This window comes from Actinomyces oris (assembly GCF_001937445.1).
Taxonomy (GTDB): domain Bacteria; phylum Actinomycetota; class Actinomycetes; order Actinomycetales; family Actinomycetaceae; genus Actinomyces; species Actinomyces acetigenes.
The window spans coordinates 32270-49216 of record NZ_MSKS01000020.1; the positions used below are offsets into that span (position 1 = coordinate 32270).

A 16947-nucleotide genomic window follows, 5' to 3' on the forward strand; every position below is an offset into this window, starting at 1 on the left:
ACGCGCTCCGGCGTCGGCGCCGCCCCGCGAGGAGCCGCCGTCAACAACGCCGATGCCGCAGCCTCCCGGGTGGGAGGCTGCGGCATCGGGGGCCGTCTCGACGACGTCGAGGGCGGCGTTCAGCCGAGGGTCACTTGGCGCGCTCGAGGATCTCCAGGAGGCGGAAGTGCTTGGTGGCGCTCAGCGGGCGGGTCTCCATGATGGAGACGAGATCGCCGACACCGGCCTCGTTGTTCTCGTCGTGGACCTTGACCTTCTTGGAGCGACGGAGGACCTTGCCGTACAGGGAGTGCTTGTAGCGCTCCTCGACGAGGACGACAACCGTCTTGTCCATCTTGTCGGAGACGACGTAGCCGCGACGCACCTTGCGCTGGGGGCGCTCGGTGGACTGCTCGACGTTCTCGGTGCTGGTCTGCTCGCTCACTTGGACTCCTCCGTGCTCGGGGCGGTGCGAATACCGAGCTCACGCTCGCGCACGATCGTGTAGATGCGGGCGATGTCGCGACGCACAGCCTTGAGACGTCCGTGGTCCTCGAGCTGGCCGGTCGCCGAGGCGAACCGGAGGTTGAACAGCTCGGCCTTGGCCTTGGAGAGCTCCTCGGAGAGGCGCTCGTTGTCCATGCCGTCGAGGTCGGCGGGGGTCAGACCCTTGGAACCGATTGCCATCAGACGTCACCACCCTCACGAGTCACGAAACGGGTCTTCATCGGAAGCTTGTGCTGTGCGCGGCGCATGGCCTCGCGGGCGAGGGCCTCGTCGACACCGCCGAGCTCGAACAGGATGCGTCCGGGCTTGACGTTGGCGATCCACCACTCGGGTGCACCCTTACCGGAACCCATGCGGGTCTCGGCGGGCTTCTTGGTCAGGGGGCGGTCCGGGAAGATGTTGATCCACACCTTGCCGCCACGCTTGATGTGGCGGGTCATGGCGATACGGGCCGCCTCGATCTGGCGGTTGGTGATGTAGGCGGGCTCGAGGGCCTGGATGCCGTAGTCACCGAAGGCGATCTGGTTGCCGCCCTTGGAAAGGCCCGTGCGGTGCGGGCGGTGCTGCTTGCGGAACTTGGTCCGGCGGGGGATGAGCACGGCTCAGGCCTCCGTTCCCTGGTCTGCGGCAGCGGTCTCGGCGGCCAGCGTCTGCTCGGCTGCCTGCTGCTGCTCGGTGTTCTGACGCGAACCGCGCTCACCGCGGTCGCCACGACGGCCGCCGCGGCGCTCGCCCCGGCCCCGGCCACGGGAGCCGGACTCGGCCTGCTGGCGGGCGAACTCGCGCTCGGTGATGTCGCCCTTGTAGATCCACACCTTGACGCCGAGGCGGCCGAAGGTGGTCTTGGCCTCGTAGAAGCCGTAGTCGATGTTCGCGCGCAGGGTGTGCAGCGGCACGCGCCCCTCGCGGTAGAACTCGCTGCGGCTCATCTCGGCGCCGCCCAGGCGGCCGGAGCACTGCACCCGGATGCCCTTGGCGCCGGCGCGCATCGCGGACTGCATGCCCTTGCGCATGGCGCGACGGAAGGACACGCGGGAGGCGAGCTGCTCGGCGATGCCCTGGGCGACCAGCTGGGCGTCCAGGTCGGGGCTCTTGACCTCAAGGATGTTGAGCTGGACCTGCTTGCCGGTCAGCTTCTCGAGCTGACCGCGCAGGCGCTCGGCCTCGGCTCCGCGGCGGCCGATGACGATGCCGGGACGGGCGGTGTGCAGGTCGACGCGCACGCGGTCACGGGTGCGCTCGATGTCGACCTTGGAGATACCGGCCCGCTCCATGCCGTCCTCCATGAGGCGGCGGATCTTGACATCCTCCTCCACGAAGTCGCGGTAACGCTGACCGGGCTTGGTGGAGTCGGCGAACCAGCGCGAGCGGTGGTCCGTGGTGATGCCCAGGCGGAACCCGGTCGGGTTGACCTTCTGCCCCATTACCGGGCTCCTTCCTTCGTTGCGGCGTCGGACTTGTCCCCGACGATGACGGTGATGTGGCTGGTCCGCTTGAGGATCCTGCTGGCCCGGCCCTGCGCACGGGGACGGAACCGCTTCAGGGTGGGACCCTCGTCGGCGAACGCCTCGATGATGAACAGGTCGTTCTCGTCGAAACGCTCACCGTCACGCTCGGCCTTGAACCGGGCGTTGGCGATTGCGGACTCGAGGACCTTGCGCACCGGCACCGCAGCGGCCTGCGGGGCGAATCGGAGCACGTTGACGGCCTCGACGGCGCGCTTGCCGCGGACGACGTCCACGACCCGGCGCGCCTTCATCGGCGTGCAGCGCACGTACTTTGCCTGCGCCTTGGCTTCCATGTTCTCTGCCTCTCAAACTTTCCGACGTCCGTCAGCGACGCGACTTGCGGTCGTCCTTGACGTGCCCGCGGAAGGTGCGGGTCGGAGCGAACTCACCGAGCTTGTGGCCCACCATGGACTCGGTAACGAAGACCGGCACGTGCTTGCGACCGTCGTGGACGGCGAAGGTGTGCCCCAGGAAGTCCGGCGTGATGACCGAACGGCGGGACCAGGTCTTAATGACGTTCTTGGTGCCCTTCTCGTTCTGAGCGTCCACCTTCTTGAGGAGGTGGTCGTCGACGAAGGGACCCTTCTTCAGACTACGCGGCATGATTCAGGCTCCTATCAGCGCTTCTTGCCGGTCCGACGACGACGCACGATGAGGCGGTCGCTGGACTTGTTGGGACGGCGGGTGCGGCCCTCGGGCTTGCCCCACGGCGAGACGGGGTGACGACCACCGGAGGTCTTGCCCTCACCGCCACCGTGCGGGTGGTCCACCGGGTTCATGACGACACCGCGGACGGTCGGGCGCACGCCCTTCCAGCGCATACGGCCGGCCTTGCCCCAGTTGATGTTGGACTGCTCGGCGTTGCCGACCTCGCCGATGGTGGCGCGGCAGGCGGCCTCCACGTTGCGGATCTCCCCGGAGGGCATGCGCAGCTGCGCGTACTTGCCCTCCTTGGCGACCAGCTGGACGGAGGTGCCGGCACTGCGAGCGATCTTGGCCCCGCCACCGGGACGCAGCTCGACCGCGTGGACGACCGTACCGGTGGGGATGTGACGCAGCTGCAGGTTGTTGCCGGGCTTGATGTCGGCGCTGGGACCGGCCTCGACGACGTCGCCCTGACGGAGCTTGTTCGGGGCGATGATGTAGCGCTTCTCGCCGTCCATGTAGTGCAGCAGGGCGATGCGCGCGGTGCGGTTGGGGTCGTACTCGATGTGAGCGACCTTCGCGGGCACGCCGTCCTTGTCGTGACGACGGAAGTCGATGAGACGGTAGGCGCGCTTGTGGCCACCACCCTTGTGGCGGGTGGTGATACGACCGGAGGAGTTACGTCCACCGGACTTGCTCAGCGGGCGCACCAGCGACTTCTCGGGCGTGCTGCGCGTGATCTCCACGAAGTCGGCCACGGAGGAGCCGCGACGACCCGGGGTCGTGGGCTTGTACTTACGGATTCCCATATCGATCCTTTACCTTCCGTGGCGCACTAGGCCACATCACCGAAGATGTCGATGGTCCCCTCGCGCAGGGTGACGATCGCACGGCGGGTGTCCTTGGACTTGCCGATCCCGGTGCGGGTGCGGTGCGTCTTGCCCTTGCGGTTGATGGTGTTCACCGAGGAGACCTTGACATCGAAGATGGCCTCGACGGCCTGCTTGATCTCGGTCTTGTTGGATCCCGGCGCCACGATGAACGTGTACTGGCCACGGTCCATGCAGGCGTAGGACTTCTCGGAGACCACCGGCGCGATGATGACGTCGCGGGGGTTCTTGGACTTCTCGAGGCTCACTTGGACTCCTCCTCACCCTTGCCCAGGAACGCGTCCAGGCCAGAGGCCGTGAAGACGACGTCGTCGGACTTGAGAACGTCGTAGGTGTTGAGCTGGTCGGCCCACAGGACGTGCGCCTCGGGGGCGTTGCGCAGGCTGAGCCTGGACAGGTCGTCCTGACGGTCCACGATCACCAGAGCCTTGCGGTCGGTGAGGTTGCGCAGCGCGACCAGGGCGTTCTTGGTGGAGGGCACCGTGGTGGTGACGAACTCGGTGATGACGTGGACGCGGCCGTTGCGGGCGCGGTCGGACAGGGCGCTGCGCAGGGCGGCGGCCTTCATCTTCTTGGGGGTCCGCTGGGTGTAGTCGCGCGGCTGCGGGCCGTGGACGGTGCCACCGCCGACGAACTGCGGGGCGCGGGTCGAGCCCTGGCGGGCGCGGCCGGTGCCCTTCTGGCGGTAGGGCTTGCGGCCACCGCCGCGGACGTCGCCGCGGGTCTTGGTGGCGTGGGTGCCCTGGCGGGCCGCGGCCAGCTGGCCGACGACCACCTGGTGCATGAGCGGAATGTTGAGGGGGGCGTCGAAGATCTCGGCGGGCAGCTCGACGCTGCCGGTCTTCTTGCCCGTAGAGTCGACGACGTCGACGGTGAGTGCCTCAGTCATGGTCTCAGGCTCCCTTCACGGCGGTGCGGACGACGACGACCGAGCCCTTGGGGCCGGGGATCGCGCCGTTGACGAGCAGAACGCCCTTGTCAACGTCGACGCCGCGGATCTTGAGGTTCTGGACGGTGCGGCGCGCGTGGCCCATACGGCCGGCCATGCGCAGGCCCTTGAAGATGCGTCCGGGGGTGGCGCAGGCGCCGATGGAGCCGGGCTTGCGGTGGTTGCGGTGAGCACCGTGGGAGGCGCCCACACCGGCGAAGCCGTGGCGCTTCATGACACCGGCGAACCCCTTACCCTTGGAGGTTCCGGTGACGTCGACCAGCTGGCCGACCTCGAAGGTGTCAGCGGCCAGCTCCTGGCCGGGGGTGAACTCCGACGCCAGGGAGGTGCGGACCTCCGCCACGTGGCGGCGGGGCTCGACCCCGGCCTTGGCGAAGTGACCGGCGAGCGGCTTGGTGACCTTGCGGGCGTCGATGTCGCCGAAGGCGAGCTGAACGGCCTCGTAGCCATCGGTCTCGATGGTGCGGACCTGGGTCACGACGTTGGTGTCGACCCGGACGACGGTCACGGGGCGCAGGACCCCGTTCTCGTCCCAGATCTGCGTCATGCCGAGCTTGGTGCCGAGCAGCGCCTTGGCAGGCGCGGCGGCAGCCGGCGTGTTAAGCGTTGTCATGGCAGTCCTCAGAGCTTGATCTCGATGTTGACGTCAGCGGGCAGGTCGAGACGCATGAGCGAGTCGACGGCCTTGGGCGTCGGGTCGACGATGTCGATCAGCCGCTTGTGCGTGCGCATCTCGAAGTGCTCGCGGCTGTCCTTGTACTTGTGCGGCGACCGGATCACGCAGAACACGTTCTTCTCGGTCGGCAGCGGCACCGGGCCCACGACCGTCGCACCAGCGCGGGTCACGACGTCGACGATCTTGCGCGCCGAGGAGTCAATGACCTCGTGGTCGTAGGACTTGAGCCGGATGCGGATCTTCTGTCCCGCCATGGCGCCTAACCTCTCTTGTACTTGCTTCTGGCCGGTCCACGCGCTCGGGCGTGTCGCTTCAGGACGCGCGCCACTCCCGTGAGGGAAGGCGGTGAACCGGTCTGGACACACGGAAACCCGTTCAGGAGGAACGGGTCCGTCAGAATGAATCCCGGGGAGTCCCGGGGCGGCACAACCAGGGGCGCACAGGCGCACACCCTTGGCCGGCCGGATTACGTTATCAGGGCTCGCCCGGACAGCGGAACCCAGGATGGGGCCTAGAGCCTGTGAGTCCGCCCACTGGCCCCCGCGCTCGGGCGTGTCGCGTCCAGCACCGGGATCTCGGCGGTGTCGATGAGCTCCTCGTCATCCCATCGGGCGGACGGCGCCGACAGGGACGCGATCTCCTCCAGTAGCGCCAGGTTCTCCATCTCGGAGGGCTGGGGCGGGACCGGCAGGTCGGTGAACCACCGTTGGGGCTCGACACCGGCGTCGTCGTCCATCCAGATCCGCATCTGCTCCGCCCAGGTCTGGGGACGCGGCTCCTGCTCCGCCTCACGGGCCCTGGCCAGGCCCCGCTCCTTGACCCTCGCCGCCGCGTAGCCCGAGCGCCACAGGTACAGCCCGACGACGATGAGCCCCGCCGCCAGACCCACGGCCCACCAGGGGAAGTGGGGAACGTCAGGGCGCTTGCCCGCCGCCGCAAGGTCCTTTGCCGGGGTCGGGTAGATGCGCTCGCCGGTCAGCAGGATGCGGTGGGTGTTGATGCCCAGGGGCGTGCAGGTCACCAGGGTGAGCAGGTCCTTGCCCTCCTCGGCGCGCAGGGCCTCGGTCTCCTCGGGCTCGACGACCTTGGTGCTGGTGACCCGGTAGGTGAGGACCTCCCCGAAGACCTCAACGATGAGACTGTCACCGGTCTTGACCTTGTCCAGGTTGGTGAACATGGTGGCCTCGGCCAGGCCGCGGTGCCCGGTGATGACCGAGCGAGTCCCCTTTCCCCCGACCGGCAGTGAGGTGCCCTCCAGGTGCCCCAGGCCCTTGAGCAGGGTGTCGTCGGCCGTGCCGTGGTAGACGGGCAGGTCCAGGGAGATGGAGGGAATCTTGAGCCGGGCCATGAGGCCCTCGTTGTTGGCCTTGAGGATGTTGGCGTACCTCAGGGAGCTGTCCTTGCTGGAGCCGGCGCCGGTGGGGACGTGGTTGTTGGCCTCCAGGACCGCTCCGGCAGACAGGGCGTCGTTGTACGCGTGAGCCTGCTCGATCTGGGTCTTGGCGTCGGGACGTGCCCCATCGACCTGGGCGGAGTAGTCGGCAGTCACCTTCGACTGGTTGTACTGGGAGATCCAGGAGGCCGCCGTCGGATAGGTCAGCAGCCCCATGCCGACGATCGCCATGATGGCGGTGATGAGCGCAGAGACCGATAGGCGCCAGGTACGGGGACGACGGTGCTTCTGGAGGCTCGAGGCGCGTGTTCGCGGAGTCCGGGCGGTGCGGGGTGTGCGTGCTTTGCGGGAGATCATGGGGCCTCGTGCGCTTCCAGGGTCGGGTGGACGGGGTGGGGATGGTGCGGGGTCGCACATGACGGTGCAGGCGCTCGACGGAACGAGGTCCGCCGAGTGCCTGCACCGCTTCCGCTCGGGCCACGACCTCACGATCGAGACAGGCTCAGAACCCGGTCACGACGCGGTTGAGGCGAGGCTCTTGCGGTTGTGGCTGTCGGCCGGGGCCCACGGGCCCCGGCCGACAGCGGTTGTCATCAGGCAGCGAGGTTCGCGCTGTGCTTGCGCTCGCGGTAGCGGGCCACCAGGACGGAGCCGACGGCGATCATCAGCAGGGACGCGCCGGAGGCGGTCAGGATGAGCATGCCGTTGGCACCGGTCAGGGGCAGGCCCGGGACCGACTGCTTGGTGTTCTCGACGGTGACGTTGTCCGTGGTCACGTCGCCTGCCTTGACCTGGACGGCGGTCACGGCATCGTCACCGGCGGGCAGGACGTAGCCGGCGGGCGCCTTGGTCTCAACCAGGACGTAGCAGCGCTCAGTGGCGTTGACCTTGTTGTCGCGGCTCGCGCCCTCAATGGAGTCAGAGACAAACAGGCCCTTGATGCCGATGGTGCCGTCGCTGCCCGTGGTCAGCGTGGTCTCGCCGTTGATGGCAATGGGGTCGCCCTCCTTCTCCTTGGAGCAGGTGCCGGCGTAGGCGTCCTTGGCCTTGTACAGCTGGAACTCAGCACCCTTGAGGCCCGCCTTGTCCTGGCCCTGCTGGTGGCTGTCAACCTTCTTGATCGTCAGGTCACCCCAGTGGGACGTCACCTCGTTGGAGGTCGGGGGGTTGTCGGGGTTCGTCGGGGGCGTCTCAGGAGTCGGGGGCTGCTCGGCGTAGACGGTGTCGCTGATCACCTGGGCCCGGTTCGTGATGGCGCCGTTGTTGCCGGTCTTGGTCACCTTGCCCTGGAAGACGGCGGACACCTTCTTGCCGGGGGCGTCCTTGATCTTCTGCAGACCGGAGGCGGTGAAGGTGACGGTCACGGTCTGACCGTTGGTGTCCACCTTGTAGTCGGTGGGCTGCAGGGTCGTGCCCTCGAGGGAGACCTCAGTGGCGGTCACCTCCGTGAGGCGGTCGTCCAGGGTGTCCCGGAGCTGGAAGTACTTGTAGTAGGACTTGGCGTCGAGAGTCGGCGCCGAAGAAGTCACCGGGAACTTGATGAGGGAGCCGACACCGTAGCCGTTGAGCTTCTGCTCCTGGATACTCTTCTGAACGTCAATGGCCTCGTTCTTGGGGTAGGCGTGGACGTCGTAGATCCACTGGCCGTCGGCACCCGCAGCGGTGTTCGGGTGAGGAATCGTCACCACGAAGGGCTTGGCCTTCTGAACGATGTCTCCAGGAGCCTTGGTCTCGCACACGAGGTAGGCCTGGACCGGCATGTCCGGAATCTTGGCGACGCCCTCATCGCTGGTCTCCGGGGAGGCCATACCTTCACCGAACGTGTGCGTTCCCAGCGTGGGGGCCGCGGGGTTAGCGCAGGCGCTGTCCGGCACGCCGGCCTTGGACAGATTGTTGATCGTGTCCCACCCAGCGGGGTCCTTCAGGTTGATGTCGGTGATCGGGTAAGCAGTGAAGACGACGCCCGGGACGGGCTCGCCCTTGTTGTCATTGGTCACGGAGGCACCAGCGGGGGTTCCGATGGGATTGTCGTCTCCAATGATGTGCTTGTGGATGGTCAGGGAACCCTTCGCATCCTCCTTGATGTTTCCGTAGTTGGCGTTCTCGGCCTGGGCCATGGGGGCCAGGCCGAGCACGGCCAGAGTGAGGACACCGGCTGCGGCAGCAGCCCGACGCCCCAGCGCACTGGCGTTGTACTTCATGGGTTGGGATTCCTTTCACTGTGCGCCGCGGGGAGATGCGAGCGCGTGGCAGAGGTGGGATGTGGATAGGGAGTGCTTCTCCGGTGGACGACTCCGTCTTGCCCGACGGCGTCACCGGCGCCTCCGACCTTTCATGCACGGGTCGGCGGACGAATCAGTCCAGGTTGCGGTGACGGCGCCTCCTTAGGAGTCCGGTGGAGATCGCGACAGCGGAGACGACCGCGCCCGCGATCAGGAAGATGTGCGCACCGCGTCCACCCGTCAGAGGCAGGCGGGGGGTGGCCGCCTTCTCGTTGGTGAAGGCCTTCGAGAAGGAGTACTGGAGGGCATCGGGTTTGATGGCGAAGCTGCGGCTCGTCGTGTCAAGTCGGTAGCCCGCGGGAGCCCGCTTCTCCACCAGGGAGTAGGAACGCGTGTCCCAGGGCAGACCGGTCACGGTGAAGGAACCGGCTGCGGGGTCCGTGTCGGCGTAGGGGCCGCCCGGGCACCGTCCTCTGCCACCGGTGATGACACAGTCGGTGACGGTGGTCCTGGCCGGGACTCCGGGGCCGCTGAGCGTCCACTCCGAGCCGCCAAGGGCGTGCCCGCTCATGTCCTGCTTCTTCCAGGACACCGATCCGGTCAGACGCTGATTGGTCACGGCGCCCTTGGCGACGCCCGTGGTGTCCTTCAAGCCGGCTTTGAGGTTGGCGCCGGAGACGTCGTCGAAGGCCAGAGTCTTCTCCAGACGCTGGTAGCCGCTGGGAGTGGTCTTCTCGGTGATGGAGTAGCTCCCCCACGGCAGCCCGGTGACGTCGAAGACGCCGGGAGCCGGGTTGGTGTCCTTGTAGGCGCCGGTGCGGCAGCCGGCCGCCTGGCAGTCCTCGACGACGGTGCCGGCGGGGACGCCGGGACCGGTGAGCGTCCACGTGGTGCCGCCCAAGGGCGTCTTGCCGTCCTGATCGACCTTGGTCCAGGACAGCGCCCCGGGCTTGGTCGTGTTGGTGACCGAGCAGGTGATGCGATCGGTTCCCCTCACCCGGATAGTGGATCCGGACAGGCTCGAGCCGCCCCAGTTACCGACCGTGCCGGGGGTTTGAGAACAGCGCCATGCGCTCGCCTCGTACCCTGGCGCCTGGGGATTCGTGGAGGACTCGCTGAGCCCGTACTGTCCTGGACGCGTGACCTTGATCCCGGTGTCGACGGTGCCGGTCACCTGCAGGGATGCGGCGCCGCCGTTGCCCTGCTGGGCCTTGAGGGTCCACTGGTCGGCCCCGAGGGCCTTGACCTGCCCGGTGTAGGGGGCCTGGACGTTCTTGACGAGCTGGATGGTGGGGACGCGAACGGCGAGCCGGTAGTCCTCAACCTCACCGTCCATCGTGCTGCCGGTGGGTTTGAGGTCGACACCTGCCTTAGCCGTCCGCACCCGCAGGTAGGTGTGGGGCTGAGATCCGGTTTCCCCGTCGATGCTGCGTACGACGTCCTCGGGCACGGTCCATCTCAACGTGGCATTCGACCTGCCGTCACACGTCACCTGGGCGCTCTTCTCAGCGGGATCGAACACACCGTTGTGGTTCCAGTCGATCCAGCCGGCGACTGCTCCCCCTCCGTTGCAACGGGCGTTGAGGGTGACGTTCTGGCCCGGAGCGGTTTCGATGCCTGCGGCGGGGATGGTGACACCGTCCTCGTCGTTGCCGTACCAGCCGTCGTTGTCATCGCCGTCGGCCCCGTCGCTGAAATGCTGCTGAGGCTCGGCGTCGATCGAGGAACCCAGGTAGGGTCCTGAGGCGTACATGCGGGTGGTGTTGATGAGACGACCGCCGAAGAGGTCGTAGCCGTTGCGGCTCGTGACCTCACCACCGTCCCACTTGGGCTGCAGGAGAGCAGAGGCGCTGCCGTAGGAAGCGGGGGCATCCCCGAAGTCGGTGGCCAGGACCAGCCCCAGGGCGACGGCGGAGTAGCCGGATCCTTGCATGGTGATGGTGGCGCTAGTCGCCCCTTCCATGAACATGGACACTGCGGGCCCGCCGATGCCGTTGGGCTTGGAGTAACCTCCGCCGTTCTGGTAGACGCACTCCTGCGCCGTGTTGTCCAACCGCAGGGTGCGGTTCCCGTCGGACAGGGTCGCGCGGGTAGTGACCGGCCGCCCAGTGCCTCCTCTCGTGTCGGTGCAGTTGTTGGAACGCCCGCCATCGAGGAGACGCCAGGTGACTCGCTGGTTGTTGGGGACCTGGGCCTGGATCCACTCGCCGTCGAAGGGCTCATTGGTGCTCCCGGGGTTGGAGGCCTCGGCGTCGGCGAAGACCAGGCCGTTGAGACCCACCGGCGTGGAGCTGCCGTCGGGGGCCTGGAGGGTCGCCGAGCAGGAGACGTCGAAGCTGATGCGCGAGTATCCGCCCGTGGGGGTGCGGTCCGCCCGGCGGTCGTTCTTGTCCTTGCCGTCCCAGGTCTTGTCCCCGTTGTAGGCGTAGCCATTGGCCAGCCCAATGACCATCTGGTTGTGGTTGACGTAGTCCTTCGGGTACGTCAGACCACTGTGCCACTCCGAGCTGCCGTCGCTCCACCCCCCGGCGCCCCCGATGTTGTAGAGGTTGTCGAGGATGTCGCCGGCCCAGGTACCGGGAATGGTGGCGACCAGCGGGCCACGAGCAAGATCGTCAGGAAACCCCTTCTGATGGCCAATGTGCTTGAGATTGGACAGGTTGCAGGTGGTGACTAGATAGCCGGCCTCCCCCATGTCACGGTAGTTGGTGAAGGTCTTGCGCTGCCCGTAGTCGAGCACGGGGACATTCGGCTTGGTTTGGCCGGCGAAGTTGCTGTCATAGTCCGCCCACTGGAGCCACTGGATAGTGTCCCGGTACCAGCTGGTACCACCCTGGGCGAAGACCGCCGGAAGCGCATCGGCTGGAAGTCCCCTCGGGGCCGCCCCGGCAGAAGGCTGCTCAGTGCCCACAAGCGCCGCTGCGACGCAGGTGAGTGCCGCAGCGCCGGCGACGAGCTTACGCAGGCGAGGCAGGATGGCACGACGACGCAGCAAAGGAAACACTCCACTTCATGAGAACTCAACGGCACTGGGTTCGCCCGCAAATGGGCGTCGACATCCAGGTGCCTGGTGACAGTGGATAACCTAGTTGACGAAATCGGGCAATACGGGGTCGGTGATGGATCTGAAATCGTCCGTTATGGCATTGCGACACCATTCATTACGCTGGTATCACAAAAACTAAGAAATAGTGTCATTCACATTTCTATTCATATTCGCGGTAGGCCGCGCCATTGCCCATGGTGGAACACAAAAAAGACCTCCCCGGTCAGAGCGGCTGCTCTGACCGGGGAGGTCTGTGCTACGCGGAGGCGCAGGGCGTCAGCGGGTCACTTGATGACCTTGGTGACGCGGCCGGAGCCGACGGTACGGCCACCCTCACGGATGGCGAAGCCGAGGCCCTCCTCCATGGCGATGGGCTGGATGAGCTCGACGGTCATCTCGGTGGTGTCGCCGGGCATGACCATCTCGGTACCCTCGGGGAGGGTGATGACGCCGGTGACGTCCGTGGTACGGAAGTAGAACTGCGGACGGTAGTTCGAGTAGAAGGGGTTGTGGCGGCCGCCCTCGTCCTTGGTGAGGATGTAGACGTGGCCCTCGAACTCGGTGTGCGGGGTGATGGAGCCGGGCTTGCAGACGACCTGGCCGCGCTCGACGTCCTCGCGACGGGTGCCGCGCAGGAGCAGACCGCAGTTCTCGCCGGCCCAGGCCTCGTCCATCTGCTTGTGGAACATCTCGATACCGGTGACCGTGGTCTTCTGGGCCTCGCGGATACCGAGGATCTCGACCTCGGAGTTGATCGGGAGCTTGCCGCGCTCCACACGACCGGTGACGACGGTGCCGCGACCGGTGATGGTGAAGACGTCCTCGATGGGCATGAGGAAGGGCTTGTCCATGTCACGCTCAGGGGTGGGGATGTACTCGTCCACCGCGTCCATGAGCTCCTTGATCTTGCCGGCCCACTCGGCGTCGCCCTCGAGGGCCTTGAGAGCGGAGACGCGGATGACGGGAGCGTCGTCGCCGTCGTAGTCCTGGGAGGACAGCAGCTCGCGCACCTCCATCTCAACCAGGTCGAGGAGCTCCTCGTCGTCCACCATGTCGGACTTGTTGAGGGCCACGAGGAGGGCGGGGACGCCCACCTGGCGGGCGAGCAGGACGTGCTCGCGGGTCTGGGCCATCGGGCCGTCGGTGGCGGCGACCACGAGGATCGCGCCATCCATCTGGGCGGCACCGGTGATCATGTTCTTGATGTAGTCGGCGTGCCCGGGGGCGTCGACGTGCGCGTAGTGACGCTTGGCGGTCTCGTACTCGACGTGCGCGATGTTGATGGTGATACCGCGCTGACGCTCCTCAGGAGCCTTGTCGATCTCGTCGAAGGGGGTGAAGGGGTTCAGCTCGGGGTACTCGTCGTGCAGAACCTTGGAGATCGCAGCGGTCAGCGTCGTCTTACCGTGGTCGACGTGACCGATCGTTCCGATGTTGACGTGCGGCTTGGTCCGCTCGAACTTGGCCTTGGCCACTGGTGTCCTCCTGGGACTCGGGTAGTTCTCTTCGTCGGGATTCGACTAGCACACATGCTAGCCGCCCGGGCGTCGAGAGTCTCTACTGGTGGATGTTGGAAATCTTACTGAACTGGGTCCCGGTCGGCACCCGAGGGGCGCCGCCGGGCCGGGGTCCGCCACGGTTGCGTGCAGCCGGCGCGGACCCCGGTGGCAGGACGTCAGGCGCCCTTGACCTTGGCGATGATCTCGTCGGCGACGTTCTTGGGAACCTCGGCGTACGAGTCGAAGGTCATGGAGTACACGGCGCGTCCCTGCGTCTTGGAGCGCAGGTCACCGACGTAGCCGAACATCTCCGACAGGGGCACGTTGGCGCGGATGACCTTGACGCCGACGGCGTCCTCCATCGAGGCGATCATGCCGCGACGGGAGTTGAGGTCACCGATGACGTCGCCCATGTACTCCTCGGGAGTACGGACCTCGACGGCCATGACGGGCTCGAGGAGGACCGGTGAGGCCTTCTTGGCGCCTTCCTTGAACGCCATGGAGCCGGCGATCTTGAAGGCCATCTCGGAGGAGTCGACCTCGTGGTAGGCGCCGTCGATGAGGGTCGCCTTGATGTCCACCATCGGGTAGCCGGCCAGGACACCGGTGAGCATGGCGTCCTGGACCCCAGCGTCCACGCTGGGGATGTACTCGCGGGGCACGCGACCACCGGTGACGGCGTTGGCGAACTCGTAGTGCGCCTTCTCGCCGTCGGCGGTCTCGGCGGCCTCGTCGGCCGCGAGGGGCTCGAAGCTCATCTGCACCTTGGCGAACTGACCGGAGCCACCCGTCTGCTTCTTGTGGGTGTACTCGACCTTGTCCACCTTCTTGCGGATGGTCTCGCGGTAGGCGACCTGCGGGGCGCCCACGTTGGCCTCGACCTTGAACTCTCGGCGCATGCGGTCCACGAACACGTCCAGGTGGAGCTCGCCCATACCGCCGATGACGGTCTGGCCGGTCTCGTCGTCGAGGGAGACGGTGAAGGTGGGGTCCTCCTCGGAGAGCTTCTGGATGGCCACACCCAGCTTCTCCTGGTCGCCCTTGGTCTTGGGCTCGATGGCCACGTGGATGACCGGGTCCGGGAAGGTCATGGACTCCAGGACGATCGGGGAGCCCTGGGCGCACAGGGTGTCACCGGTGGTGACGTCCTTGAGGCCGATGAAGGCGTAGATGTGGCCGGCGTGGGCCTCCTCCACCGGGTTCTCCTTGTTGGAGTGCATCTGGAAGAGCTTTCCGATGCGCTCCTTCTTGCCCTTGGTGGCGTTGAGGACCATCTCGCCCTGGGAGACCTTGCCGGAGTAGACGCGCACGTAGACGAGCTTGCCGTAGAAGGGGTGGGTGGCCACCTTGAAGGCCAGGGCGGAGAAGGGAGCCTTCTCGTCGGCCGGACGGGTGAGCACCTCCTCCTCGTTACCGACGGCGTGGCCCTCGACGTCGGGGACGTCGAGCGGGGAGGGCAGGTAGTCCAGGACGGCGTCGAGCACGGGCTGGATGCCCTTGTTCTTGAAGGCGGACCCGGCCAGGACCGGGAAGGCCTCACCGGCCACGGTGAGCTTGCGGATACCGGACTTGAGCTCGGCGATGCTGAGCTCCTCGCCCTCGAGGTACTTCTCCATGAGGGCGTCGTCGGCCTCGGCGACCGTCTCGATCAGCTGGGCGCGCAGCTCCTCGGCCTTGGCGACCAGCTCGGAGGGGATCTCCTCGTACTCGACGATCGAGCCGCGGGTCTCCTTGCCATCGGCGTCCTTCTCGGGGAAGCGGATGGCCCGCATCTCCAGGACGTCGACGAGGCCGGAGAACTCGTTCTCGGCGCCGATCGGGAAGTTGAGGACGATCGGGGTGGCGTGGAGACGGTCGCGGATGGTCTGGACGGAGAAGTCGAAGTCGGCGCCCAGCTTGTCCATCTTGTTGATGTAGCAGATGCGCGGGACGTTGTACTTGTCCGCCTGACGCCACACCGTCTCCGACTGCGGCTCCACACCCTCCTTGCCGTCGAAGACCGCGACGGCGCCGTCGAGCACGCGCAGGGAGCGCTCGACCTCGACCGTGAAGTCCACGTGTCCGGGGGTGTCGATGATGTTGATCTGGTTGTTCTTCCAGAAGCAGGTGGTGGCCGCGGAGGTGATGGTGATACCGCGCTCCTGCTCCTGCTCCATCCAGTCCATCGTCGAGGCGCCGTCGTGCGTCTCGCCGATCTTGTAGTTGATGCCCGTGTAGAACAGGATGCGCTCTGTCACGGTGGTCTTACCGGCATCGATGTGGGCCATGATGCCGATGTTGCGGACCTTGGTGAGGTCTGTCAGCACGTCAAGTGCCACTGGTGGTGTCCTTCGTTCGTGTGGGGTACGGAGCTGATTCCGGCACTACCAGCGGTAGTGGGCGAAGGCCTTGTTGGACTCGGCCATGCGGTGCATGTCCTCGCGGCGCTTGACCGCGGCGCCCAGGCCGTTGGAGGCGTCGAGAATCTCGTTCATGAGACGCTCGGTCATGGTGTTCTCGCGGCGCTGGCGGGAGAAGTCCACGAGCCAGCGCAGCGCCAGGGTGGTGGCGCGGCCGGGGCGGACCTCGACGGGCACCTGGTAGGTGGCGCCACCGACGCGACGGGAGCGAACCTCCAGGGCGGGGCGGATGTTGTCCAGAGCGCGCTTGAGGACCGAGACCGGGTCCTGGTCCGTCTTGGAGCGCACGCCCTCCAGGGCGCCGTAGACGATCCGCTCGGCGGTGGACTTCTTGCCGTCCAGCAGGACGCGGTTGACGAGCTGGGTGACGACCGGCGAGCCGTAGACGGGGTCGACGACGAGCGGGCGCTTGGGTGCGGGACCCTTACGAGGCATTACTTCTTCTCCTTCTTGGCGCCGTACTTGGAACGTGCCTGCTGGCGGCCCTTGACACCCTGGGTGTCGAGGGCGCCACGCACGATGTGGTAGCGGACACCGGGAAGGTCCTTCACACGACCACCGCGCACGAGCACGATGGAGTGCTCCTGGAGGTTGTGGCCCTCACCGGGGATGTAGGCCGTGACCTCGATACCGGTGGACAGGCGCACACGGGCGACCTTACGGAGGGCGGAGTTCGGCTTCTTGGGGGTCGTGGTGTACACGCGGGTGCACACGCCACGGCGCTGCGGACTTGCCTTGAGCGCCGGCGTCTTGGACGCGGAGCGCTTCGTCGAGCGGCCCTTGCGGACCAGCTGCTGAATGGTAGGCACTACTGATTCTCCATGGGGACGTGAGTCTATATCTGGCTGCTGCCTGCGTGCCGGGCCGCTCCCCCATTGGTGGCTCGACGGCGCACGCCACCGCGGAGAGGGCCGGCCCGCCGAGATCGGGGCGAGCCCGATGACGACGTCCGGAGCCCCGCAGTCAGGGGCCCGTCGGTTCCCGCCGCGGCAGACCCACGTCACGATGTCGCGCTTGATTCGAGCCGGCCTGTGGCCTGGGCGAATCCGACGTCGCTGGGAACGGAATGGAGATGCGGTGACCCGTCTGCGGGCACCGCGGGCCAGGCTACCCGTTCGCCACGTCAGGGCGCCAGGGCGGAGGGCGAGGTGAGGGCGTGGTACTGGACACGCCATCTATGAACCGTACCGCCTGTTTCTCCCGTCAACGATGGGGCGAACACCCCCTCACAGTA

General features: G+C 66.8%; 18 protein-coding genes. All 18 read right to left on the reverse strand.

From position 1 onward, the window contains the following. Window positions 1-130 precede the first annotated feature (130 nt). Window positions 131-424, reverse strand: a complete 294-nt coding sequence (rpsQ, locus tag BKH20_RS06800; protein ID WP_003789301.1) for a 30S ribosomal protein S17 — start codon at window positions 422-424, stop codon at window positions 131-133. Then, the gene (rpmC, locus tag BKH20_RS06805) at window positions 421-666 is read right to left on the reverse strand and encodes a 50S ribosomal protein L29 (RefSeq protein WP_009403578.1); all 246 of its coding nucleotides are present in this window, start codon (window positions 664-666) and stop codon (window positions 421-423) included. Before rpmC ends, rpsQ begins: the two co-directional genes overlap by 4 nt. Continuing rightward, window positions 666-1085 carry a 50S ribosomal protein L16 gene (gene rplP / locus BKH20_RS06810; protein WP_075250139.1) on the reverse strand — a complete coding sequence of 140 codons (420 nt, stop codon included), beginning with the start codon at window positions 1083-1085 and terminating at the stop codon, window positions 666-668. Before rplP ends, rpmC begins: the two co-directional genes overlap by 1 nt. Window positions 1086-1088: 3 nt before the next feature. Further along, the gene (rpsC, locus tag BKH20_RS06815) at window positions 1089-1910 is read right to left on the reverse strand and encodes a 30S ribosomal protein S3 (RefSeq protein ID WP_075390444.1); all 822 of its coding nucleotides are present in this window, start codon (window positions 1908-1910) and stop codon (window positions 1089-1091) included. Continuing rightward, on the reverse strand, window positions 1910-2287 hold the full coding sequence (rplV, locus tag BKH20_RS06820; protein ID WP_003789298.1) for a 50S ribosomal protein L22: 378 nt from the start codon (window positions 2285-2287) through the stop codon (window positions 1910-1912). Before rplV ends, rpsC begins: the two co-directional genes overlap by 1 nt. 31 nt (window positions 2288-2318) lie before the next feature. Next, the gene (gene rpsS, locus BKH20_RS06825) at window positions 2319-2597 is read right to left on the reverse strand and encodes a 30S ribosomal protein S19 (RefSeq protein ID WP_003786073.1); all 279 of its coding nucleotides are present in this window, start codon (window positions 2595-2597) and stop codon (window positions 2319-2321) included. 14 nt (window positions 2598-2611) lie between these two features. After that, window positions 2612-3448 (reverse strand): 50S ribosomal protein L2, encoded by an 837-nt coding sequence (gene rplB / locus BKH20_RS06830; RefSeq protein ID WP_009747234.1) that lies wholly within the window; start codon window positions 3446-3448, stop codon window positions 2612-2614. Window positions 3449-3474: 26 nt separating this feature from the next. Further along, window positions 3475-3777 carry a 50S ribosomal protein L23 gene (gene rplW, locus BKH20_RS06835; protein WP_003786064.1) on the reverse strand — a complete coding sequence of 101 codons (303 nt, stop codon included), beginning with the start codon at window positions 3775-3777 and terminating at the stop codon, window positions 3475-3477. After that, window positions 3774-4418: a 50S ribosomal protein L4 gene (gene rplD / locus BKH20_RS06840; protein WP_070661462.1), complete on the reverse strand. Its 645-nt coding sequence runs from the start codon at window positions 4416-4418 to the stop codon at window positions 3774-3776. Before rplD ends, rplW begins: the two co-directional genes overlap by 4 nt. A 4-nt stretch (window positions 4419-4422) precedes the next feature. Further along, complete coding sequence (gene rplC, locus BKH20_RS06845; protein WP_070661465.1) at window positions 4423-5091, reverse strand: 50S ribosomal protein L3; 669 nt, start codon at window positions 5089-5091, stop codon at window positions 4423-4425. 8 nt (window positions 5092-5099) lie between these two features. Beyond that, window positions 5100-5408 carry a 30S ribosomal protein S10 gene (gene rpsJ / locus BKH20_RS06850; protein ID WP_003786051.1) on the reverse strand — a complete coding sequence of 103 codons (309 nt, stop codon included), beginning with the start codon at window positions 5406-5408 and terminating at the stop codon, window positions 5100-5102. Window positions 5409-5665: 257 nt separating this feature from the next. Further along, window positions 5666-6904, reverse strand: a complete 1239-nt coding sequence (locus tag BKH20_RS06855; protein WP_075390445.1) for a class C sortase — start codon at window positions 6902-6904, stop codon at window positions 5666-5668. Between the two features lie 236 nt (window positions 6905-7140). Continuing rightward, window positions 7141-8748, reverse strand: coding sequence for a SpaH/EbpB family LPXTG-anchored major pilin (locus BKH20_RS06860; protein ID WP_075390446.1), 1608 nt, complete (start codon window positions 8746-8748; stop codon window positions 7141-7143). Window positions 8749-8902: 154 nt separating this feature from the next. Beyond that, window positions 8903-11764 (reverse strand): CshA/CshB family fibrillar adhesin-related protein, encoded by a 2862-nt coding sequence (locus tag BKH20_RS06865; protein WP_075390447.1) that lies wholly within the window; start codon window positions 11762-11764, stop codon window positions 8903-8905. 335 nt (window positions 11765-12099) lie between these two features. Further along, on the reverse strand, window positions 12100-13290 hold the full coding sequence (tuf, locus tag BKH20_RS06870) for an elongation factor Tu (protein ID WP_075390448.1): 1191 nt from the start codon (window positions 13288-13290) through the stop codon (window positions 12100-12102). Window positions 13291-13490: 200 nt separating this feature from the next. Then, a complete protein-coding gene (gene fusA, locus BKH20_RS06875) occupies window positions 13491-15632 on the reverse strand; it encodes an elongation factor G (protein ID WP_070661481.1) in 2142 nt (713 codons plus the stop codon). Between the two features lie 45 nt (window positions 15633-15677). Next, window positions 15678-16148: a 30S ribosomal protein S7 gene (gene rpsG / locus BKH20_RS06880; RefSeq protein ID WP_003786052.1), complete on the reverse strand. Its 471-nt coding sequence runs from the start codon at window positions 16146-16148 to the stop codon at window positions 15678-15680. Next, entirely contained in the window at window positions 16148-16522 is a 375-nt protein-coding gene (gene rpsL / locus BKH20_RS06885) for a 30S ribosomal protein S12 (RefSeq protein WP_003786082.1), read from the reverse strand. The genes rpsG and rpsL overlap by 1 nt, the downstream gene beginning before the upstream one ends. Window positions 16523-16947: the final 425 nt, after the last annotated feature.